The sequence below is a fragment of the Demequina sp. genome (genome assembly GCF_016278765.1).
GTDB lineage: Bacteria > Actinomycetota > Actinomycetes > Actinomycetales > Demequinaceae > Demequina.
The window spans coordinates 16,574-38,627 of record NZ_JADQBE010000031.1; the positions used below are offsets into that span (position 1 = coordinate 16,574).

At 65.6% G+C, this 22,054-nt stretch carries 16 protein-coding genes; 6 read left to right on the forward strand and 10 right to left on the reverse strand.

Going from position 1 to position 22,054, the window contains the following annotated elements:
- Nucleotides 1-100: 100 nt before the first annotated feature.
- The 4 genes from QZZ29_RS05990 to ppdK all read right to left on the reverse strand — a co-directional run bounded on the left by QZZ29_RS05990 (nucleotide 101) and on the right by ppdK (nucleotide 5,446).
- Nucleotides 101-1,267 (reverse strand): glycine C-acetyltransferase, encoded by a 1,167-nt coding sequence (locus tag QZZ29_RS05990; RefSeq protein ID WP_291382078.1) that lies wholly within the window; start codon nucleotides 1,265-1,267, stop codon nucleotides 101-103.
- Between the two features lie 25 nt (nucleotides 1,268-1,292).
- A complete protein-coding gene (gene tdh / locus QZZ29_RS05995; protein ID WP_291382079.1) occupies nucleotides 1,293-2,342 on the reverse strand; it encodes an L-threonine 3-dehydrogenase in 1,050 nt (349 codons plus the stop codon).
- A 149-nt stretch (nucleotides 2,343-2,491) separates the two neighbouring features.
- Nucleotides 2,492-2,671 (reverse strand): hypothetical protein, encoded by a 180-nt coding sequence (locus QZZ29_RS06000; RefSeq protein WP_291382080.1) that lies wholly within the window; start codon nucleotides 2,669-2,671, stop codon nucleotides 2,492-2,494.
- A 51-nt stretch (nucleotides 2,672-2,722) separates the two neighbouring features.
- Nucleotides 2,723-5,446 carry a pyruvate, phosphate dikinase gene (gene ppdK / locus QZZ29_RS06005; RefSeq protein WP_291382081.1) on the reverse strand — a complete coding sequence of 908 codons (2,724 nt, stop codon included), beginning with the start codon at nucleotides 5,444-5,446 and terminating at the stop codon, nucleotides 2,723-2,725.
- Between the two features lie 297 nt (nucleotides 5,447-5,743).
- Here ppdK and QZZ29_RS06010 point away from each other — a divergent pair, with 297 nt between their 5' ends.
- A complete protein-coding gene (locus QZZ29_RS06010; protein WP_291382082.1) occupies nucleotides 5,744-6,919 on the forward strand; it encodes an aminotransferase class I/II-fold pyridoxal phosphate-dependent enzyme in 1,176 nt (391 codons plus the stop codon).
- Nucleotides 6,920-6,937: 18 nt separating this feature from the next.
- Here QZZ29_RS06010 and QZZ29_RS06015 read toward each other — a convergent pair whose 3' ends face one another.
- Nucleotides 6,938-8,680 (reverse strand): DEAD/DEAH box helicase, encoded by a 1,743-nt coding sequence (locus QZZ29_RS06015; protein ID WP_291382083.1) that lies wholly within the window; start codon nucleotides 8,678-8,680, stop codon nucleotides 6,938-6,940.
- Between the two features lie 132 nt (nucleotides 8,681-8,812).
- Between QZZ29_RS06015 and QZZ29_RS06020 the strand changes: the two genes are divergently transcribed.
- The 4 genes from QZZ29_RS06020 (at nucleotide 8,813) to nrdG (ending at nucleotide 14,117) form a co-directional block, all read left to right on the forward strand.
- Complete coding sequence (locus tag QZZ29_RS06020; protein ID WP_291382084.1) at nucleotides 8,813-9,994, forward strand: GGDEF domain-containing protein; 1,182 nt, start codon at nucleotides 8,813-8,815, stop codon at nucleotides 9,992-9,994.
- 74 nt (nucleotides 9,995-10,068) lie between these two features.
- Entirely contained in the window at nucleotides 10,069-11,157 is a 1,089-nt protein-coding gene (locus QZZ29_RS06025; protein ID WP_291382085.1) for a hypothetical protein, read from the forward strand.
- 156 nt (nucleotides 11,158-11,313) lie between these two features.
- A complete protein-coding gene (gene nrdD, locus QZZ29_RS06030) occupies nucleotides 11,314-13,545 on the forward strand; it encodes an anaerobic ribonucleoside-triphosphate reductase (RefSeq protein WP_291382086.1) in 2,232 nt (743 codons plus the stop codon).
- A gap of 11 nt (nucleotides 13,546-13,556) precedes the next feature.
- On the forward strand, nucleotides 13,557-14,117 hold the full coding sequence (gene nrdG / locus QZZ29_RS06035) for an anaerobic ribonucleoside-triphosphate reductase activating protein (protein ID WP_291382087.1): 561 nt from the start codon (nucleotides 13,557-13,559) through the stop codon (nucleotides 14,115-14,117).
- Here the strand turns inward: nrdG and QZZ29_RS06040 are convergent.
- From QZZ29_RS06040 to QZZ29_RS06060, 5 genes are all read right to left on the reverse strand, one after another.
- Nucleotides 14,114-14,713, reverse strand: coding sequence for a hypothetical protein (locus tag QZZ29_RS06040; RefSeq protein WP_291382088.1), 600 nt, complete (start codon nucleotides 14,711-14,713; stop codon nucleotides 14,114-14,116). The two genes, nrdG and QZZ29_RS06040, sit on opposite strands and share 4 nt — an antisense overlap.
- A gap of 314 nt (nucleotides 14,714-15,027) precedes the next feature.
- Nucleotides 15,028-15,189, reverse strand: coding sequence for a hypothetical protein (locus QZZ29_RS06045; protein ID WP_291382089.1), 162 nt, complete (start codon nucleotides 15,187-15,189; stop codon nucleotides 15,028-15,030).
- Between the two features lie 81 nt (nucleotides 15,190-15,270).
- On the reverse strand, nucleotides 15,271-15,783 hold the full coding sequence (locus QZZ29_RS06050) for an ATP-binding cassette domain-containing protein (RefSeq protein WP_291382179.1): 513 nt from the start codon (nucleotides 15,781-15,783) through the stop codon (nucleotides 15,271-15,273).
- 133 nt (nucleotides 15,784-15,916) lie between these two features.
- A complete protein-coding gene (locus QZZ29_RS06055) occupies nucleotides 15,917-17,482 on the reverse strand; it encodes an SDR family NAD(P)-dependent oxidoreductase (protein WP_291382090.1) in 1,566 nt (521 codons plus the stop codon).
- Between the two features lie 129 nt (nucleotides 17,483-17,611).
- Complete coding sequence (locus tag QZZ29_RS06060; RefSeq protein WP_291382091.1) at nucleotides 17,612-18,535, reverse strand: LysR family transcriptional regulator; 924 nt, start codon at nucleotides 18,533-18,535, stop codon at nucleotides 17,612-17,614.
- A 101-nt stretch (nucleotides 18,536-18,636) separates the two neighbouring features.
- Between QZZ29_RS06060 and QZZ29_RS06065 the strand changes: the two genes are divergently transcribed.
- Nucleotides 18,637-22,053 carry a proline dehydrogenase family protein gene (locus QZZ29_RS06065; RefSeq protein WP_291382092.1) on the forward strand — a complete coding sequence of 1,139 codons (3,417 nt, stop codon included), beginning with the start codon at nucleotides 18,637-18,639 and terminating at the stop codon, nucleotides 22,051-22,053.
- The last annotated feature ends 1 nt before the right edge of the window (nucleotide 22,054 follow it).

Consider the following 22,054-nt stretch of genomic DNA (forward strand, 5'->3'; position numbering starts at 1 on the left):
AGCCCAAGAGTGCGCCCATCACCTTCGCGGGGCGGAGGTTTCTGCTGATGGCCCGACGCCCAGTCCATGCTGCGTGATACGAGCCGCGCGTCGCGGTTGCCTAGCGCGTTGCCACAAACGCGTCGACGCAGCGACGGATTTCATCGTCCGAGTGCGCGGCCGAGAGCTGCACCCGGATGCGGGCCTTGCCCAACGGCACCACGGGATACGAGAACGCCACTACGTACACGCCGTGCTCGAGCATGCGGTCCGCGACCTGTGCCGCCAGCGCAGCGTCGCCGAACATGACGGGCACGATGGGGTGCTGGCCGTCGAGCAGCTCGAACCCGGCGTCCGTCATCAGCGAGCGGAACAACTCCGCATTGTGCACCAGTCGCTTCCGCAGGTCGCCGCCGCCTTCAAGCAGGTCGAGCGCCGCGAGCGTTCCGGCCACCACCGCGGGCGCCACGGTGTTGGAAAACAGATACGGGCGCGCACGCTGGCGCAGCATCGCCACAATCTCCTTGTGCCCGGAGACGTATCCGCCGGACGCGCCGCCGAGCGCCTTGCCAAACGTGCCCGTGTAGATGTCGACGCGTCCCTCCACGCCCAACAGCTCGGGGGTGCCACGGCCGTGCTCGCCCATGAAACCCACGGCGTGCGAGTCGTCGACCAGCACCAACGCGCCGTAGCGCTCGGCGAGGTCGCAGATTCCCGGCAGGGGAGCGAGGTAGCCGTCCATCGAGAACACGCCGTCCGTGACGATGATGCGCTGGCGTGCGTCGGACGAGGCTTTGAGCTGCTCCTCCAGGTCGGCCAGGTCGCGGTTGCGGTAGCGCAGGCGACGCGCCTTGCACAGGCGGATGCCGTCGATCAGTGATGCGTGGTTAAGTTCGTCGGAGATGATCGCGTCCTCGGCTCCGAAGAGTGCCTCGAACACTCCGCCGTTCGCGTCGAAGCAAGAGGAAAACAGGATGGTGTCCTCGGTGCCAAGGAATGCCGACACGCGCCGCTCGAGCTCCACGTGCAAATCCTGGGTGCCGCAGATGAAACGCACGCTGGCCAGCCCAAAGCCCCACTGGTCCATCCCGGTCTTCGCGGCGTCGATGATCCGCGGGTCGTTCGCCAGCCCCAAGTAGTTGTTGGCGCAGAAATTCAGTACGTCGGCGCCGCCAGCGCTCACGACGGATGACTGTGCGCTTCCCAGCGGACGCTCAACTTTGAGCGTGCCCGCCGCGCGGATCTGGTCGAGCGCGTCGGTCAGTTGCGCCTGCATCGTTCCGTACATGCTTTCTCCTTTCGGTAGTTGGCCGCTAGGCGGGCGCGTCGGTCCAGTCGAGAACGACCTTACCCCCGTGCGCGGTGCGGGCCCTGGCGAAGCCCCGCTCCCAGTCTTGAGCAGGAATGCGATCCGTGACCACGAGGTCGAGCGCTGCTCGGAGTTCGGCGCTTGTCTGGAGCATCGCGCTCATGGCATTCCAGGTTTCGAACATCTCTCGCCCATAGATCCCGGAAATCGTCAGCATGTGGGTGACAACCTTCGCCCAGTCCACCTCGATGGGCCCCGACGGCAGGCCCAGCATCGCGACCCGGCCCCCGTGGGTGAGGTTGTCGATCATCTCCGGCAGCGCCGTGTGATCACCACTCATCTCGAGCCCCACGTCAAAGCCCTCCCTCATGCCGAGCCTTTGCTGAGCGTCGGCCACCCGCTCGGTGGCGACGTTGATGGCGAGGTCTGCCCCCACTTGCCGCGCGAGGCGGAGGCGCGGCTCGGAGACGTCTGTGACGACGATGAAGCGGGCGCCGACGTGGCGCACCACGGCCGCCGCCATGAGCCCTATCGGTCCGGCGCCGGTGATGAGCACGTCCTCCCCGACGAGCGGGAACTTGAGAGCGGTGTGTACCGCGTTGCCGAGTGGGTCGAAGATTGCGGCGAGGTCCAGATCTATACCCTCCGGATGGACCCAGACATTCGACTCGGGGAGAACCACGTATTCGGCGAAGGCGCCGTCGCGGTTGACGCCCAGGCCGGAGGTGCGGTTGCACATGTGGCGGCGGCCCGCACGGCAGTTGCGGCAGGTCCCGCACACGATGTGACCCTCGCCGGAGACGATGGCGCCCACGTGCACGTCGCGAACGCCGGAACCCACCGCCACGACCTCTCCACTGAATTCGTGCCCGGGGATGAGCGGTGGAATGATCGTCGCCGATGCCCATGGGTCCCACGACTCGATGTGGAGGTCGGTGCCACAGATCCCCGTTCGCAGCACACGGATCGTGACGTCAGCGTCGCCGGCAACCGGCTTGGGCACGTCGGCCAGTTCCAGACCGGGGCCCGACGCCTTCTTCACTAGTGCCCGCACGGCGCCCCTTTCCTCGCGGCCGACAGATCCGTCGAGCCGTGATCTCAGTATCTCGCTGTCAGCGGGCGTCGCGGCGCGGCCCCCCACGGCACCAGCATCAACGTGACGCGTCGATAGTCCCCAGACTCCGGGTGGCGAGACCGCGAAATTCACTCGGTGAACGCAGTCGATCCGAGGAACAAAGTCGCGGCGACGGCGTCGTAGGCGCCGAGCGGCGAGGGGTTCTCCACCATCGTCCACGCGGGAAGGGCGATGGCGAGAAGCAACGCGTTTTGAGCAGGCGGTGGCCACACCCCCGCAGACGCCCACTTCGGCGCGAGCAAGCTCAAAGCCCCAAACCAAGCGTCTGCGGTGGATGTGACCAGGCCTCCGCGGCGGCGTTACCGCGTGTCGCCGCCACCCTTCACCACGGCGGCGCGCCCCGCCTCGAGCCTTGCCACCGGGATCCGGAACGGCGAGCACGAGACGTAGTTCAAGCCCACGGCATGGAAGAAGTGAATCGACTCCGGATCGCCGCCGTGTTCGCCACACACGCCCAACTTGATGTCGGGGCGGGTGGAGCGACCCTCCTCGATCGCAATCTTCATGAGGCGACCGACCCCCAGCCGGTCAACGGACTCGAAGGGCGACACGCTGAATACGCCCTTCTCGGTATAGGGATTGAAGAACGCTCCCTCGACGTCGTCTCGCGAGAAGCCCCACGTAGTCTGGGTGAGGTCGTTGGTACCAAACGAGAAGAACTCGGCCACGTCCGCCATCCGGTCCGCCGTCAAGGCGGCACGCGGGAGTTCGATCATGGCGCCCACCGGGATATCCAACTCCACACCCTGCTCGGCCGCGACGGTTGCCAGGATCGCATCCGCCTCGTCCTTGACCAGGTGCAGCTCCATCACCGACGCCGCGAGCGGGACCATGATCTCCGCGTGCGGCGTGCCGCCGGCCTTGATGCGCGCGGCCTGAGCCTCGGCGATCGCCCGCATCTGCAACGTGAACAGGCCCGGGATCACGATGCCGAGGCGCACGCCGCGCAGTCCGAGCATCGGGTTTGCCTCGTGCATGCGCTGCACTGCAGGCAGGAGGAGCGCGTCCCTGTCCACGTCGGGACCCGTCTCCCCGCGTTCCTTGGCCAGTGCCACCTTGACTGAGAGCTCGGTCAGGTCCGGCAGAAACTCGTGAAGCGGCGGGTCGATGAGTCGAATGGTGACCGGGAGCCCGTCCATCTCGGCGAGCAGGCCGATGAAGTCCTCGCGTTGCAAGGGTAGAAGTGCGTCGAGCGCCACCTGCCGCTCATCGTCCGTGGTCGCCAGAATGAGGTGTTCGACCAGTTCGCGCCGCTCGCCCAAGAACATGTGTTCTGTGCGGCACAGGCCGATGCCCTCGCCGCCCCACATGCGGGCCCGCTTGGCGTCGTCCGGTGTGTCGGCGTTCGCGTAGACGCCCAACCGTCTCGCGGCGTCGGCATGGCTCAGGATCTCGTGGACGGCGACGACCAGGTCGCGCGTGTTCTCATCGTCCTCGGGCAGTTCAGAAAGCGCGACGTCGAGACCCTCCTCGAGGTAGCGCACCACGGGGGAGGGCATGACAGGCACGCTCCCGAGGAACACCTCGCCGGTGGAGCCGTCGATGGCGATGATTTCGCCCTCGGTGACCACGCGGTCGCCCACGGTGACGGTTCTGGCGTGGGCGTCGACGTCGAGCGCCTCGGCGCCCACCACGCAGGTGGTGCCCATGCCGCGCGCCACCACGGCGGCGTGAGAGGTCTTGCCGCCCCGACAGGTGAGCACACCCACGGAGGCGATCATGCCGCCCAGGTCGTCGGGGTTGGTCTCCCGACGCACCAGGATCACGTCCTTGCCCTGTGCGGCCCACTCCTGGGCGGTGGCCGAGGCGAACACGGCGGCGCCCACGGCGGCCCCGGGGGAGGCGGCCATGCCCTTTGCCAGCAACTGACGCTCGGCGTTGGGGTCGAACTGCGGAAACATCAGCTTGTTGAGCTGTTCCCCGGTGACCCGCTCAAGCGCCTCATCCTTGGTGATGATGTGCTCATCGACCAGCTGATTGGCGATGCGGAACGCGGCCGCGGCGGTGCGCTTGCCCACCCGGGTCTGCAGCATCCACAGCTTGCCCCGCTCGACGGTGAACTCGATGTCGCACAGGTCGCGGTAGTGGCTTTCGAGAGTGCGCATGGCTTGCCGCAGTTCGTCGAATGCCTTCTTGTCGAGCCTCTCGAAGTCGGCCAGGGACAGGGTGTTCCTGATGCCAGCCACCACGTCCTCGCCCTGCGCGTTCGGCAGGTAGTCGCCGTAGTCGCCCACCATGCCGGTCGACGGGTCGCGAGTGAAGCAGACGCCCGTTCCGGAGTCGTCGCCGAGGTTTCCAAAGACCATGGCCACGATGTTGACCGCGGTGCCGAGATCGTCGGAGATGCGCTCGCGCCGGCGATACAAGCGCGCGCGTTCGGTGTTCCAGGAGTTGAACACCGCTTCGATAGCCAGGTCCAGCTGCTCACGCGGCTGCTGCGGGAAGTCGCGGCCGGACTCGGCCTTGACGATGGCCTTGAACTCGTCCACCAGGTCGCGCAGGTCCTCGGCAAGAAGATCCGTATCGGCCGTGATCCCCCGCTCCTCCTTCTTCGCCTCCAGCGCGTTGCTAAACAGTTCGCCGTCAATGTCGAGCACCGTCTTGGCGAACATCTGGATCAGGCGCCGGTAGGAGTCCCAGGCGAAGCGGGCGTCTCCCGCGAACAACGCGAGCCCCTCAACGGAGGCGTCGTTGAGGCCGACGTTGAGGACGGTCTCCATCATTCCCGGCATCGAGAACTTCGCACCCGAGCGCACGGACACCAGCAACGGATCGTGGGTGTCTCCCAGCAGCCGCCCGAGCGAGTCTTCGAGACGCCGAAGCGCCATGGTGACCTGCACACGCAGTTCCGGAGGGAGTGTCGAGGTCTTCATGTAGATGCGACACGCATCGGTCGTGATCGTGAAGCCTGGGGGCACCGGCAGCCCCAGATTCGTCATCTCGGCAAGGTTGGCGCCCTTGCCCCCAAGGAGGTCCTTGAGGTCTCGGTTGCCCTCGCTGAAGTCATAGACGTACTTCTCCACGACACACTCCCATCCACGGGTCCCGGCACCATTGCCGAGACTCTGTCAGTCTCCCCAAGGTCGGCGTGCCGAAGGGGGGGCTTAGGGCCCGGGTAGACGGGCCTCCGAGCCGGGGACCGTGCGAGGCGAGGGGAGGTCGACCACTCGCCCACCGCGACGAGTGCGATTGCCCCTTCCATTCCCGAGCGACTCGTGGAGCCCCACCCGTGTCGCTAGCGAACCATTGACCCGTCATATGCCCACTGCCATGATGAATCCAGGCAAAGGTGCCCCGCCTAGGCCGGGAAGTTGGTCCCCATGGAACTCTCGGATCGCGCGCGCGGCGCGCAGCTGGAAATCGACAAGGTCACCGACTTCTTCGGAGTCATGGGTGCGCTGGCCGATCAACCCGACGCCCTCGACTTCACCTTCGGAAACCCGCACGAGATGCCTTTGCCTGGCCTTGTCGAGGCATTGCGCGCCCAGGTGGAGCCACAGACCGTCGATTGGTTCGCCTACAAGTCGAGCGTGCGGACGGCGCAGCAGGCCGTCGCCGACGGGCTGACGGCCGAGTTGTCTATGCCCTTCGAGCCGGACGACATCGCCATGACGCAGGGAGCGTTTGGGGCCATCAACCTCGCCTTTCACCTGCTGGCGGACCAGGGCGACGAGGTGATCGTGCCGGTCCCAGGGTGGTTCTGCTACGCACCGATGCTGCGTGCCGCCAATCTTGTGCCCGTGGGAGCATCCCTCGAGCCCGTTTCATGTGATCTCGACGTGGAGGCCATTGCACGAGCCATCACCCCGCGCACCCGAATCGTGGTGGTGAATTCGCCCGCCAACCCCACGGGGCGCGTTTACACCCGCGCCCAGCTGGATGATCTCGCGACAGTCTTGAACGAGGCCTCGGACCGCATCGGCCGCCGGATCTGGCTGCTGTCCGACGAGCCGTATCGTCGCATCCGCTTTGACGACATCCCGTTCACCACCCCCGCGGCCGCATACCCATGGACCATGATCGATTACAGCTACGGCAAGGTGCTGCTCGCGCCGGGGCAACGGGTCGGCTATCTCGCGTTGTCGCCTTCAATGCCCGATGTTGACAAGCAGGCATTCCGCGACGCGTTCACCCCAGTCCAGCTGGCACTCGGCTGGAACTTCCCGAACGCGATCATGCAGTACGCGGTTCCCGCCTTGGAGTCGGTGTCCATCGACATGGTCGAGTACACCGCGAGACGCAATCGCATGTGTGGCGCCCTGCGCGATGCGGGCTACGAGATTACCCGCCCGGAAGGCACGTTCTACCTGTGGGGTCGAGCGCCGGGTGGCGACGGTGACGCGTTCTGCATGCATATGGCCGAGCGTGGGGTGCACCTCATGCCCGGAAGCCTGTTCGACCGACCGGAGCACTTCCGCATCAGCCTCACGGCGACGATGGAGACCATCGAGAAGGCGTTGCCTATGCTCGTCGACGCCGCGTCATTCGGCTCGTAACGGGGTAGCGAAAATCGCTTAGGTGCGCCGGGGCTTGCGAGGTCCCTTGTCACTGCGGCCCCGCATTGGCCCTTGGTCTGGGCGAATCTCGATGAGTTTGCCGCTGATGCGGGTTCCGGAGAGTCTGCGCAGCGTGTCGTTCGGCAACTGGGCGGGAAGGTCTACCAAGGAGAAGTCCGGGTGAATCTTGATGGCACCGAAGTCCCCGCGACTTAACCCGCCCTCGTTGGCGATGGCGCCCACGATCTGGCGGGGCTCCACCTTGTGCCTCTTGCCCACGGCGATGCGGTACGTCGCCATCGGCCCGGAGGCCTCGCGTCGGAAACGCTCTCCCTTGGGGGCATGCTGCGAACGGGAACGGGGTCCGGCCTGGTCCCTGTCGGGAGCAAACTGCGGTGCCCGCACCTCTTCCGCCGGGTCCAGCAGCAGGGGTGTCTCTCCCTGCGCCACCACCGCGAGAGCGGCGGCGACGTCGGCCTCGGGAACGTCGTGGTGTTCGACGTAGTGGCCCACAATGTCGCGGAACGCCTGAATGCGTTCCACCTGGCTCAGCGCCTCCGTGATGCGGTCGTCAAACCGCGTGAGTCGAGTGGCGTTGACGTCGTCCACGCTCGGCAGGTGCATCTGCGTCAGCGGCTGGCGCGTGGCACGCTCGATCGAGCTCAGCAGCCGTCGTTCGCGCGGGGTAACAAAGCTGATCGCGTCGCCCGTGCGGCCCGCGCGACCTGTACGGCCCACCCGGTGAACATAGGACTCAGTGTCAATCGGAATGTCGAAGTTCACGACGTGGCTGATGCGGTCCACATCCAGGCCGCGCGCCGCCACATCGGTGGCAACCAGAATGTCCAGCTTTCCGTCCCGCAACTGCTTGATGGTGCGCTCTCGCTGGGCCTGCACCACGTCGCCGCTGATAGCGGCCGCGCCGTAGCCGCGGGCCCGGAGCTTTTCTGCGAGCGTCTCGGTCTCGTTCTTGGTGCGGGTGAAGACGATCATGGCCTCGAAGTTCTCGACTTCGAGAATGCGGGTAAGGGCGTCGACCTTCTGCGGATACGAAACCACCAGGTACCGCTGCGTCAGATTGACGGACGTGCTCGTCTTCTCCTTGACAGTGATTTCCTGGGGCTCATGGAGGTATTTCGCTGACAAGCGCCGGATCTGGGCCGGCATCGTGGCCGAGAACAGTGCCACCTGCTTGGTCTTGGGAGTCTGAGCGAGAATCGTCTCGACGTCTTCCGCGAAACCCATCTTGAGCATCTCGTCGGCCTCGTCCAGAACCAGGTACTTGACCTCGGACAGGTCCAGGGTGCCCTTCTCGAGGTGATCCATAATCCGGCCGGGAGTTCCCACGACGACGTGAACGCCGCGCCTGAGCGCGGACAGCTGCGTGCCGTAGCCCTGACCGCCGTACACAGGAAGTACGTGTACTCCCTTGGTGCCAGAGGCATACCGTTCGAACGCCTCACACACCTGCAGGGCGAGCTCGCGGGTAGGTGCGAGGACCAGCGCCTGGGGATTCTTCTGGAAGTGGTCCAGCCTTTGGAGGATCGGCAAGGCGAAGGCCGCGGTCTTGCCCGTTCCCGTCTGGGCGAGGCCGATGACGTCACGGCCCGCCAGGAGCGGCGGAATGGTCGCCGCCTGAATGGCCGACGGGGTCTCGTAGCCGACATCTTTGAGGGTCTTGAGAATGGCGGCATCGAGCCCGAGGTCTGAAAATGTGGGTCCGGAGTCCGACTCAGTGGCCGGTAGGGAAGACGCAGGCATGCCTCAACGGTAGGCCCTGAAAGCGTCCGTGGCAGGCACGCGGACCGATTCGCTCCCATTGGGGCCCCGCAAATGGGCACGGAGGTAGGCGCGCTGCTGTTCGGCGGGTCGTGCTGCCTCTAGTCTCAGTTCATGGGAGATCTCGATACCCTTCGCACCGCGCAAGCCGCCGTGGCGGTGTGTGTGTTTCTCCTGCTGAGCCTGGGCACCTACAGACCCACGCATTCGGCCTTTGCCGCGTGGTGGAGCGGTGTTGTCGCCGCGTCCGCGATGGGTACCCTGGCTTACGTCGTCGGGGAGGGCTCGACCGCGACCGCCGCTGCGGTGATCGGCAACGGTGCTTCCGTGCTGGGCGCGTCGTTTGCTTGGGGGGCGGCGCGTTCGCTGCGGGGGCTCCGGGTGCGGTGGTGGTTCCTTGCGGGCCCCGCCGTTGCGACCGGGCTTGCGACGTGGTGGGAGCGGCCCGAAGGGAACTCGTGGCCCGCGGGTGCGTCGTTACTGGCGGCAATGGCGGCAATGCTGGGACTGTCGGCGGCGGAATTGGTCGCGGAGTACCGTACCAACGTGCGCGGGGGGCGTGTGGACCGACGCGCAGAGACGGGACCCGCGATCGCGACCCTGATGGTCGCGTCGGTATTGGCCTCGGCGTTCTATGTGGTGCGACTTGTGACGTTCCTGTCCGTGGGTCCCGACTCGGATTTCTATCGCGACTGGGTCGGCCCCTTCACCACCACTTTTCTGATCATGCTCATGCTGGTGGTGGTTTCGTACACCGTCACCGCACTCAGTCATTATGAGATGGCGCTCGCGTGGAGAGCGAAGGCATCTACGGATGATCTCACCGGCCTGCTACACCGTTCCGCGTTCGTGGAACGTGTCGAGAACCTCATGCGTGACCGCACGGACGGCGGCGCGGTGGCTACGGTCATCGTCGCCGACATCGACCACTTCAAGGACGTCAACGACGTGTACGGGCACAGTTATGGAGACGCCGTGCTCGCGGGCTACTCGCAGGCCATCCGGACGGTTCTTGGGGACGGGGATCTTGCCGCGAGGTTCGGCGGCGAAGAATTCGTGGTCTTCTTGAACGACGCGGATGCCGACAGGGCGATAAAGGTGACGGGTGCCATCAACGACACCTTCATCGACTCCGCCGACCCCGATCGGCACATCCCGACGGTGAGCTACGGAGTCGCGGTCATCCAGGACCACATGAGTCTCCATGAGACCATCCAATTGGCTGACGACGCCCTCTATCGAGCCAAGAGGGCGGGGCGTGCCAGGGTGGTCGCGCACCAGGACGGCGACCTGTAGCGGCGCACATCGCGTGATCGTGGGGGACCGGCGTCCCGGACGAGAGACGATCAAGGCGCCTAGCGTCGACATACATGGTTCCGTTCTACGACCCGATGCGTACATACGAGGACAATGATGCGCACGGCCCGTTCGGCGGCTTTCGGGAGCCTTCGCCGTACGTGTGCGCTGGAAGTCCCTGCGCGGAATTCCTCGGCCATGCGGTGAACCGCCCCTTTGGGATTCCCGCCGGCCCGTTGCTCAACGCCGCATTCTGTGAGGCGGCGTTCCGGACCGGATATGACGTCAACGTGTACAAGACAGTGAGGACCCGCGCCCGCCAGGCACACCCCTTCCCCAACACGCTCGCGGTACACCTGGACGGGCCCTTGACCGTGGAGCGCTCTCGGCTTCCCGTTGTTGCGGACAACGATTTCCGACACGTCACGAGCATCACGAACTCCTTGGGCGTGCCATCGCGAGATCCCGACGAGTGGCAACCTGACATGGCTTCCGCAGTGCTTGCGGCGGGGCGAGGTCAACTGCTCGTGGGGTCCTTTCAAGGCACGCGGGATGATGAGGCCGTGGGCGACCGGGAGTCGGCATACATTGCCGACCATGTGCGCGCGGCGACGCTCGTGGCCGAGACGGGTGCGCGGGTCCTTGAGTTGAACCTCAGTTGCCCGAACGAGGGCGCCGCCGACCTGCTGTGTTTCGACACGCCGATGGTGGTCAAAGTCGCCGATGCTGTCAAGAACGCCGTGGGGGATCTGCCCGTGGTGCTGAAGTTGGCGTACTTTGTCGAAGATCCCCCGCTGGCGCAGCTGGTGGCCGCCACGCGCGACATCGTGCAGGGGTACGCGGCGGTCAATACGATCTCCGCCACGGTGGTGCGCCCGGACGGTCGCCAAGCCTTGCCTGGCGAGGGTCGGGACGTGGGGGGCGTGTGTGGCGCCGCGATCGCGTGGGCCGGGCTGGAGATGGTGGGGCGCCTGGCCGCGCTGCGAGACCGCGGACGTCACGACTTCTCGATCATTGGGGTCGGAGGGGTGCGGAGTCAAGAGGATTACGCCGCTATGCGACACGCCGGTGCCGACGTGGTCATGAGCGCGACTGGCGCGATGTTTGATCCGTTGCTGGGCGTGCGTATTCAGGGCGCTGCTGAGGGCGCGCGCTCTCGCTGACAGGTGGGTCCAGGGACCAACGGCCTATGGATGCCCAAACACTAGAAATAGTGTTGGTGCTTCGCCTTTCACACCATATGTAGTGGTCGGCGGGACCACGAGAGACTGCCCCGAGTGGTGCAATGTCGAAGCGATTGTCAGCAGCAGAGGAGCACCATGAGCATCACGGACCTGAACGGCACGGCATCCCCGGCGGAGGCCTCGAGCGATCAGGCGACGCTCCTCGTCGTCAAGCGTGACGGCCGCACCTTGCGTTTTGATGACGGGCGCATCGGCGCGGCCCTGACAAAGGCCTTCGCGGCGGTCCACGGTGAACGTGGGGCCATGCATGAGCGGTCGATCAAGCACCTCGTCACGCGCGTCGACAAGGAGCTCGCGGAGCGCTTCGTGGGCGAGGTCAAGATCTACGAGATCCAGTCCGTGGTGGAGCACGTGCTCCTGGAGGCCCGGGAGTACGACGTCGCGCAGGCGTATATCGACTACCGCGTGCAGCGTGACTTCTCGCGCAGCAAGGCGACGGACCTCAACCACTCCATCGTGAAGCTGCTCGACAAGGACTCGAGCGTGGTGAACGAGAACGCCAACAAGGACGCCGAGGTGTTCAATACGCAGCGGGACCTGACGGCGGGCACGGTGGGCAAGGCCATCGGGCTGCGCATGTTGCCGGCTCACGTCGCAAACGCCCACCAGAAGGGCGACATTCACTACCACGACCTCGACTATCACCCCTATGCACCGATGACGAACTGCTGCCTCATCGACTTCGAGACGATGCTGTCCAAGGGTTTCCGTATCGGCAATGCGCAGGTGGACTCGCCCCGGTCCATCGGCACGGCGACGGCGCAGATTTCGCAGATCATTGCGAACGTGTCCTCGAGTCAGTACGGAGGCTGCACCGTCAACCGCATCGACGAACTGCTGGCCCCCTACGCGGCCATGAACCACGCGAAGCACGAGGCCGACGCGGAGCAGTGGATCGAGGACGTCGACCGGCGCGCCGAATTCGCCGCATCGAAGACCCGTAAAGACATCTACGACGCCATGCAGTCGCTCGAATACGAGATCAACACGCTGTTCACGTCCAACGGGCAGACGCCGTTCACCTCGTTGGGGTTCGGTTTGGGCCACGGATGGTACGAGAAGGAGATCCAACGCGCGATCCTTCAGAACCGCCTCAGCGGACTCGGCAAAGAGGGACGCACCGCGATCTTCCCCAAGCTGCTGTTCACCATCAAGGAGGGGCTCAACCGCAAGGCCGGCGATCCGAACTACGACATCAAGGAACTCGCCGTCGAGTGCGCCACCAAGCGCATGTACCCCGACGTGCTGAACTACGACAAGATCGTCGAACTTACGGGCTCCTTCAAGGCCCCCATGGGCTGCCGGTCTTTCCTGCAAGGGTGGGAGGACGAGAACGGCGACGACCGCGTCGAGGGGCGCATGAATCTCGGCGTCGTGACCCTCAATTTGCCGCGCATCGCCCTGGAGTCTGAGGGCGACGTCGGCATCTTCTGGGCGCTGCTTGAAGAACGCCTGGCGACGATGCGCGACGCCATCATGTACCGCGTGGAGCGGTGCAAGGAGGCCGTGCCGGGCAATGCGCCCATCCTCTACGTCCACGGTGCATTTGGTAAACGTCTCAACCCCACGGACGAGGTCGACACCTTGTTCCGAGGCGGACGCGCGACGGTGTCGCTCGGGTACATCGGGCTGTACGAGGTCGCGACGGCCTTCTTCGGTCCCGAGTGGGAGAGCAACCCCGACGCCAAGCACCTGACGTTGAGCGTGCTGGAGTCGCTCCAATCGCACGCCAAGGAGTGGACCGCGGAGTCGGGGTATCAGGTGAGCGTGTACTCGACGCCGAGCGAAAGCCTCACGGATCGTTTCTGCCGTCTCGACAAGGAACGTTTCGGTTCGGTCCCAGACATCACCGACAAGGACTACTACACGAACAGTTTCCACTACGACGTGCGCAAGAGCCCCACGCCGTTCGAGAAGCTCGACTTCGAGGCGGAGTACGCGCGTTACACGTCGGGTGGGTTCATCCACTACTGCGAGTACCCGGTGCTCCAGCAGAACCCGAAGGCGCTCGAGGCGGTGTGGGACTACTCGTATGACCGCGTGGGCTACCTCGGAACGAACACGCCCATCGACCGCTGCTACGAGTGCGGATTCGCGGGCGACTTCACCCCGACAGCCCGCGGCTTCTCATGTCCGGGATGTGGCAACGAGGATCCGCGTACCTGTGACGTCGTCAAGCGCACGTGCGGCTACCTGGGCAATCCCCAGCAACGGCCGATGGTTCACGGACGCCACACGGAGATCGCCGCCCGTGTGAAGCACATGCCCGCCGACGACAACCGCGTGCCGTTGTCTGCACTCGACTAGGGGAGCGCGTCATGTCCCTCACGCCCATCCCGAGGCTGTGGAAGGCCGAGAAGGTCAGTCACAAATACGTCGCCGACTACAAGCCGTTTTCGTTTGTGGACGGCGAGGGAGTGCGTTGCAGCCTGTACGTCAGCGGGTGCCTGTTCAAGTGTGAGGGGTGCTTCAACGAGGGTGCGTGGAGCTTCCGATGCGGGCAGCCCTACACCGATGAACTGGGCGACCGGATCATGGCCGACCTCGCTCACCAGTCCGTCCAGGGGCTATCAATCCTGGGAGGCGAGCCGTTCCTCAACACCCAGGTATGCCTTGACGTGGTGGGCCGTTTGCGCGCCGCGTACGGCCACACCAAGGACGTGTGGTGCTGGAGCGGCTACACGTTCGAGGAACTGATCGCGGACTCCGAAGACAAGCTGGCCCTGCTTGCCGAAGTCGACGTCTTGTGTGAGGGCCGCTTTGAAGAGCATCTGAAGGACCTTTCGCTGGCGTTTCGCGGCAGCAGCAACCAACGGGTGCTGGACGCACGGGCCTCGCTTGCTGCGGGGAGTCCGATCAGGTGGACCGGCAGCGATTAGGGGTTGCTGCGCGCCGCGAAGGCTCCCCGGAGTGACACCTTCTTGCCGCATTCGATCGAGCCGTACTTGAAGATCCTCACGGCCACCTGCAACACGATTGCGGCCAGTACGAACATGACCACGATGTCCACGATCGCCATCCACAGTGGCAGCGAGCCGAAAGCGTTCCTGAGTAGGGCAGTCACCGGCGCGGTGTAGGGGAAGAGGGTAAATACCTGCACGATCCGTGGGTCGGCAGAGGTGATGATCAGCGACACGGCGAGGATCGCGATGAACAGGCTGAAGCTCGCGAGGACCACAAGAGTGCCAACGATCATCGGCCGGGGCTCCAACGCGAGGTGCGCAAAGTCAACGTCGGGGATGTTGATCTTGTCGCGGAGGAACACGTAGCCCGCTGCGATGGGGATCGCGAAAACCAGCATCCGGACAAAGCCGATGATGAACAGGGAGATCACCTTGCCCACGAGGAGCGTCTTCGCCCTGTTCGTGGTGAGGATCATCTCCGTCACGCGGTTCTCCTTGTCCTCCACCGTGGCGGTCAGCATGTGATCACCCATCAAGAGGATCACGATGTAGAAGAGGACCACGTACAGCATCGGGGGGACGACCGACTCGATCCCTCCGGCGAATCAATCCTGGACGCCGCGCTCGCCTGCAAGAGGGAGGACGCCGCGGACGCATACTTGCTGTTGCCAAACTACCCGTCGTTGACCCCATACACGTCGATGGCTTGCGTCGTGGGATCGGCGGGGTACGCGAAGAATGCCTGCACCCGACCCGTCTTGACGTGGGCGATCCCGTCTTCCGCGTTGTCCACCAGGGTCCGCCGGCCGCCTTCGCCGGTTGGGGGTCGACGAGTCGGGAAGCATCAACGTACTCAAACGCGAAGGGTGTGTGGGATTGCGTCTGCTCAGCGCCGCCGGATGAGCTTCCCGAGGCGATGGAGAATAGCGGAGACGACGACCACCAGGCAGGGAACGAGCAGGGTAGCGAGCCAGAATCGCCTCTTGGTGAGCGTGCGCCGTACCTCAACGGTCACGACGTCGCGCGGAGCGTGCGACCTCATCATCATCCGGTCTCCTTCGCGTCGGCCCAGTACACCGCAACGAAGATGTCATCCAGGGATATCAGCGTGGGCGTGAAACCTCGGACCTTACTGCCAGCGCACGTCCCCGACGGCGCCGTAGGCGCGAGCCACGCCGTCCTTGAGGAACAGAATCCGGTCGCAGAGTCTCTCGACCTCCTCCATGTGGTCGGTCACCATCACGACGGCGGCGCCCGCGCGCTTCTGCTCCTCGATGATGTCCATCAAGAGCCGCCGGTTCACGGGGTCGGAGCCCTTGGTGGGCTCATCAAGAATGAGGAGTTCGGGATCATTCATGATCGTGACCCCCGACTGAACCTTCTGCCGCTGTCCCTGCGAGAGCTTGTCGACGCGTGCCGTCGCCCTGTCAGCAATCCCGACCCGTGAGAGATATTCGAGCGACCACGTCTTCGCTGAACCATGATCGAGGCCCTTGAGTCTGCCGAAATGGGTCATCACGTCGATGACGGATTCCTTGTGATAGAGCCCTCGCTCTTCTGGGAGATACCCGAGCCGGTCTCCACGGTCAGGGCTGAACTCGCCTCCACCGATGTGGAGCACGCCACGCGTCGGCCGGTACATGCCGAGCAACGCCCGAAGTGTTCAATGCGGACGAACGGATTGCTGGCGGTCGAGGGTGCTACAACACGCATGATCCTCATGCTATGGGTGCCAGTACGGAGCGTTGCCGGAACACGGTCCCCTGGTCCGGTGACTACCAGCCGGACGGTTTGTAATCCTTAAGGAAGACTCCGAAGATGTCCTCTCCCTGCTCGCCTCTCACCACCGGGTCATACACCCTGGCGGCGCCATCTACGAGGTCTAACGGGGCGTGGAAGCCCTCTTCCGCAAGGCGGATCTTGGTGGGGTGCGGACGTTCATCGGTGATCCAGCCGGTGTCCACGCTCGTCATGAGGATGCTGTCCGTCTCGAACATCTCGCGCGCACTTGTCCGGGTCAGCATGTTGACTGCGGCCTTGGCCATGTTGGTGTGAGGATGGCCAGGTCCCTTGTATCCGCGGCTGAACACGCCCTCCATGGCCGAGACGTTCACCACGTACGCCCGGCCACGCCTGCTCGCCGACGATGCGGCAGCCGCCGCCAGCTGGGGTCGCAGCTGGTTGATGAGAATGAAGGGAGCGGTCGAGTTGCACAACTGCACCTCGAGGAGTTCGAGCGCGTCGACATCCCCAACGCCCTGCACCCACGAGTTGGTGTCGTGCAGGTCGGGGATGAGGCCTCCTGCGTCGATGGCACTGCCGTCGGCGAGCTTCGCGAGCGATGATGAGCCGGGCGCAAGGGCCAAGTCCGTGAGCCGTTGGGCGTTGACTCGGGCGACATCGGCCCTGCCGTCGCGCTCGGCCGACGCGCCCATCTGCGCGGCGTGAGCCGACGCAAGCGCAGGGTGAGTGACCACCGCTTCCGCCAGTGCGTGAGGGTGCGGGTCGGCCGTCCTGCCGAGGGTCATCATGCGAGGGCCATGGCCCTCCGCCCACAGCCCTTTCGCGACGGGAACCCGTTCGGCGTCGGCGAGAGGCGAATACGCACCGGGGGAGCGGCGCACCGTCTGTGCGGCATTGTTGATGAGGATGTCGAGGGGACCCTGCGCGGCCACCGTCTGGGCGAGCGAGACCACTTGTGAGGGGTCGCGCAGGTCGATACCCACCACGGTGAGGCGGTGAAGCCACTGGCCGGCGTCGTCCATCGCAGCGAAACGCCGGACGGCATCGTGGGGGAAGCGCGTCGTGATGGTGGTGTGGGCGCCGTCTCGCAGCAGGCGCAGCGCGATGTGCATGCCGATCTTGGCGCGGCCACCCGTGAGAAGCGCGCGCCTGCCGGACAGATCGGTGCGGGCATGGCGCTTGGCGTGACTGAGTGCGGCGCAATCGGGACAGAGCTGGTGATAGAACGCGTCCACGACGTGGTACTTCTGCTTGCAGATGTAGCAGGGTCGCGGCTTGACGAAGGTGCCCGCGATGGGCGCCGAGGCCGTGGCGGTCAGGGTGAGGCCGCGGGTCTCGTCATCGATGCGGTCGGGCGCACCGGTGGCGGTGGCCGCCACCACGGCGCCGTCAGCCTCGGCGATGGCGGCACGCTTTTCGCGGCGGCGCGTCTGCTTGACGGCCTTCACCATCCGCGAGGTGGCGTGCCGGACCGCGACAAAGTCAGGATGATCCTCGCCCACCTCGTGGAGACTCCCCAACACTCGCAGCGTGGTCGCTAGATCGTCGGGGTCGATGCCGCCAGACACGCTGGACGGTGGCGGGGAATCGTGTGGCACGCGAAGGAGCCTACCCAAGCACGGCGCGGCGCGTGTGCTGCACTGACGGGTTGCCGATGCCCCTTCTCGTTGTGCGCACGCCATCGAGCGCAGCGCAGGACTACCGCCACCGTGTGGGTACACCTTCCACTAGACGGGAACAGATGGTGCGGTTCCGGCCATCGTTCCGAGCTCCTGTGCCGCGTGCTCAAGCGCGGAACGTACGGCGCCGATCGCCGAGTCGTGCCGTGACGAGCGACGAGCCGCGGTAAATACGGTCCGGTGGGCGGCGGGGTCTAGCGAATGCGCGAGCGCGGCCATGTCTCCGCGACCCCACATGAGACCCGGAAGCAGTCCCACCGCCAAGCCAGACTCGATGTAGCGAACGTGCGCCTGGAGATCGGCGGTCTCGAATCGCACGTCGGGCTCGAACCCCACAGTCCGGCACGCCTGCTCCGCGAAGTGGCGCGTCGCGGTTCCTCGCGGCTCCATCACCCAGATGGCGCCCGCCAGGTCCGAAAGCCCTGACGCGTCCACCCACGGCCCGCCCACGCACAGCCTGATCTCGTCGGTGACGAGCGGACGACGGTCGACGTCGGGGTAGTGGGGCGCGGAGTGATGCGGGTATTCCTCCGCCACCACGAGGTCGAAGTCGCGGGCCCACGTGTCCGCAAGGGCGGCTCCCGGCTCGGATTGCGTGACGAGTACCCGCAGTTCGGGGTGGGAGGTGCCAAGGGCGCGCAACGCGGGAGGCACGAGCGCCAACGCGGCGGACTGGAACACCGCGAGTCTTACGGTTCCCCGCACGGACTGCCGGTGCAGCCGGAGTTCCGCTTGCGCCTCCTCGAGGGTTGCGAGCACCGCGTCCGCATGGACGACCAGTCGCTCTCCAGCGGGGGTGAGCCGAAGGCGACGGCCGGACCGCACGGTGAGGGGTACCCCGGCCTCCCGCTCGAGCGCCGCCAGCTGCTGCGACACTGCGGACGGCGTGTACCCCATGGCGTCGGCCGTGGCCGCGAGGGTGCCGCGCACGGCGAATTCCCGGAGCATCGCGAGTCGGGTCAGATCGAGCATGACAATAGTTAAGCACGATTGATGTGTTTGCTTGAGAAATGTGAACTGGTGCTGATCGCGTAAACGGCGCAGACTGTCACAAACGCCGAGAAGGAGTACCGATGCGCGCAATCCCTACGACGTCGCCAGGGATGGTCGCCCAGCACCACGGGACGGATGACGTTACGGCCGTCGTGAAGGACTGGTTGGTGAGGTCCCGGGCGTATCCGGTCAGGGGGTCGGCCAAGCTGCTCGCGGGTTTGCTGAGAGAAGAAGGCGGCCTCGCATTTCTGACGCAGTTTGTTGACGGCGTCATTCGCCCCGAGGACACCCGCGTGGCGGCCAAGAACTTTCGTGCCATGGCGGCTCGCAACACGCATTTCCTTCCGATCTACCAGCGGGCCCTGCTGCGCATCGGTTCCTGGGCTTCTCACCTCTTGCCCGGCCTCGTGGTGGCGGTGGCCCGGCGCACCGTGCGGCTCATGGTGTCGCACCTGGTCGTGGATGCCACTCCCGAGCGGCTTGGTCCGGCTCTGGGCGCGTTGCGTGCACAGGGACACCGCCTCAACGTCAACCTCTTGGGAGAGGCCGTGCTGGGGCGCGCCGAGGCCGCGCGGCGTTTGGAGCGCACCGAGGCGCTGCTGAGAAGGTCCGACGTCGACTACGTTTCCCTGAAGGTGTCCGCGGCCGTCGCCCCGCACAACCCGTGGGCTTTCGAGGAGAACGTCGCGCACATCGTCGACACGTTGCGGCCGCTCTTCAGGGCCGCCCTCGACGCCGACGGCGCGTTCATCAACCTTGACATGGAGGAGTATCGCGATCTCGACCTCACGATGGCGGTGTTCACCACACTGCTCGGCGAGGACGAATTCGCGGGACTGACCGCCGGCATCGTGCTCCAGGCCTACCTGCCAGACGCCATGGGCGCGATGGTTCACCTCCAGGAATGGGCTGCCGCGCGCGTGGAGCGTGGGGGCGCGCCCATCAAGGTGCGGCTGGTCAAGGGCGCCAACCTCTCGATGGAGCGAGTGGACGCCGAGGTCCACGGCTGGCCGCTCGCCACGTGGCACACCAAGGCGGAGTCGGATGCCCAGTACAAGCGGATGGTCGACTATGCGCTGGTCCCTGAGCGCACTCGCGCAGTCCGCGTAGGGATCGCCGGGCACAACCTCTTTGACATTGCCCACGCCCACCTGACGTCCAAGGAGCGGGGTGTCGAGGACGCAGTCGACTTTGAGATGCTGCTCGGCATGGGCGAGCACGTGGCGCGCGCCGTCACCCAGGACGTCGGTGCGCTTCGGTTGTATACGCCCGTGGTTCACCCCCGGGAGTTTGACGTCGCGCTCGCCTATTTGGTGCGCCGTCTCGAGGAGGTGGCGAGCACACAGAACTTCATGTCCTCCCTGTACGACATGGACGCCAACCCGGATGTGTTCGAGCTCGAGCGGCACCGCTTTGTGGAGTCCTGGGGCATCGCGGAACAGCCCGCCGAACCCACCCATCGAGCAGTTCAGCGTCGTCGGGGGTCGGAATGGGTTTCAGGATTCTCCAACGCGCCCGACATGGACCCCTCGGTGCCCTCGACCCGAGCCTGGGCGAGAGAAATTCTGGTCAAAGCCGAGACGTCGAAGGCCGGCCGTTCCACCCTTGATGCCGCACGGGTGGACTCCGCCTCACAACTTGACCACGAGGTTGCCACCGCTCACGCGGGCGCCGACGCGTGGCAGGCGCTCAGCGCCGAGGACCGGGCGGCATTGCTTCACGCCGCCGGGGAGGCGCTAGAGTCCCACCGCGCCGAACTCATCGAAGTCATGATGTCGGAGGCAGGCAAGACCATCGACCAGGCGGATCCGGAGGTTTCCGAGGCGGTCGACTTCGCTCACCACTACGCGGAACGATCCCTCGACCTGTGGGCAATGCCAGGAGCAGCGCCGGTGCCGCGCCACGTCACCCTGGTCACGCCGCCATGGAACTTTCCCGTGGCGATCCCCGCGGGATCCACCCTGGCTGCGCTTGCCGCAGGTTCCGCGGTCATCCTCAAGCCCGCCGCGCAGTCGGCGCGGTGCGGGGCGGTCCTTGCGGAGGCGCTGTGGGAAGCAGGGATTCCCCGTGAGGTACTCCGCCTCATCACGATCAACTCCAAGGTCCTGGGAAAGCCGCTCATCACCGACGAACGCATCGACCAGGTGATCCTCACCGGCGGATACGAGACCGCCGAGAGATTCTTGTCGCTGCGGCCGAGCCTGAACCTGTTAGCGGAGACCAGCGGCAAGAACTCCATCATCGTCACCCCGTCGGCCGACGTGGACCTGGCGGTGAAGGACGTGGTGGCATCGGCGTTCGGTCATGCCGGGCAGAAGTGCTCGGCGGCCTCGCTCGTGATAGCGGTCGGCTCCATCGCCACCTCACGACGTTTTCTGACCCAGCTGGAGGACGCGGTGACGTCGCTCGTTGCAGGGCCGGCCTCCACGGCCACCACACAGATGGGGCCCGTGATCGAGCCCGTGTACGGGAAGTTGGAGCGCGCACTGACGAGTCTCGAGCCGGGCGAAAGGTGGGTGGTCGAACCGCGAGACCTTGACGGCAGAGGCATGGCGTGGACGCCCGGGCTCAAGACGGGAGTCGCCCCCGGATCGTTCTTCCACCAGACCGAATGCTTCGGCCCGGTGCTCGGCATTATGGTCGCGGATACGCTTGAGGAAGCAATGGCCCTGCAAAATGCGGTCGACTACGGCCTGACGGCGGGGCTGCACTCCCTGGACAAGGCGGAGATTGAAGGGTGGTTGGCCACCGTTCAGGCGGGCAACGTCTACGTCAATAGGGGAATCACGGGCGCGATCGTGCAGCGTCAGCCCTTCGGCGGATGGAAGCGGTCTGTTGTCGGCCCCAGTTACAAGGCGGGAGGTCCGCATTATCTCCAGTGCCTCACCGATTGGGCGCCCCGTGACGCCGCCCCCACCACCGAAGTCCTCCCACGTGGAGACAGTGTGGAGGCCTTCCTCGAGTGCGCCGAGGCGCCCGTCTGGGTGCGAGACGCGGTGACGGCCGATGCGCGCGCATGGACCTCCCAATTCGGCACGGCGATCGATCGGACGGGCCTCGTCTCCGAGGCGAATGCGTTGCGCTATGCACCCGCCGATACGGACATCCGTTGGGACGGAGTTGCCCCAGCGAACGCGCTCGTCCGGGTCTGCGCGGCCCGCGTCAGGACCGGCGGCGGGGGAGTAGTGTCCTCACCCGTGCCGCTGCCGGCGGACGTGGCAGAGGCGCTGGATGCCGAAGGCGTGAGCCTGCGGGTCGAGCCGTGGGACGCATGTCTGCAACGAGCGGCGAAACGGCTCGGGGGACGAGTGAGGGTGGTGGCCGCCGCCGGAAACGCGGTTCACGGAACGGCCCAGGTGGCGGTATTCGCTCAGCCCGTGACCGCCAACCCCGAACTTGAACTGCTGCCCTTCCTGCGCGAGCAGGCGGTGTCGATCACCACACACCGATTTGGAACGCCGTTCGAGGTGGCGCGCGAAGTGGCGGACGCGCTGTAAG

Coding starts and splice junctions, on each gene's coding strand:
- QZZ29_RS06025 (WP_291382085.1), top strand. CDS start 10,069: ATGGTTCCGTTCTACGACCCGATGCGTACATACGAGGACAATGATGCG.
- QZZ29_RS05990 (WP_291382078.1), bottom strand. CDS start 1,267: ATGTACGGAACGATGCAGGCGCAACTGACCGACGCGCTCGACCAGATC.
- QZZ29_RS06040 (WP_291382088.1), bottom strand. CDS start 14,713: ATGCTGTACGTGGTCCTCTTCTACATCGTGATCCTCTTGATGGGTGAT.
- QZZ29_RS06050 (WP_291382179.1), bottom strand. CDS start 15,783: ATGTACCGGCCGACGCGTGGCGTGCTCCACATCGGTGGAGGCGAGTTC.
- nrdD (WP_291382086.1), top strand. CDS start 11,314: ATGAGCATCACGGACCTGAACGGCACGGCATCCCCGGCGGAGGCCTCG.
- QZZ29_RS06045 (WP_291382089.1), bottom strand. CDS start 15,189: ATGATGATGAGGTCGCACGCTCCGCGCGACGTCGTGACCGTTGAGGTA.
- QZZ29_RS06010 (WP_291382082.1), top strand. CDS start 5,744: ATGGAACTCTCGGATCGCGCGCGCGGCGCGCAGCTGGAAATCGACAAG.
- nrdG (WP_291382087.1), top strand. CDS start 13,557: ATGTCCCTCACGCCCATCCCGAGGCTGTGGAAGGCCGAGAAGGTCAGT.
- QZZ29_RS06060 (WP_291382091.1), bottom strand. CDS start 18,535: ATGCTCGATCTGACCCGACTCGCGATGCTCCGGGAATTCGCCGTGCGC.
- QZZ29_RS06020 (WP_291382084.1), top strand. CDS start 8,813: ATGGGAGATCTCGATACCCTTCGCACCGCGCAAGCCGCCGTGGCGGTG.
- QZZ29_RS06015 (WP_291382083.1), bottom strand. CDS start 8,680: ATGCCTGCGTCTTCCCTACCGGCCACTGAGTCGGACTCCGGACCCACA.
- QZZ29_RS06065 (WP_291382092.1), top strand. CDS start 18,637: ATGCGCGCAATCCCTACGACGTCGCCAGGGATGGTCGCCCAGCACCAC.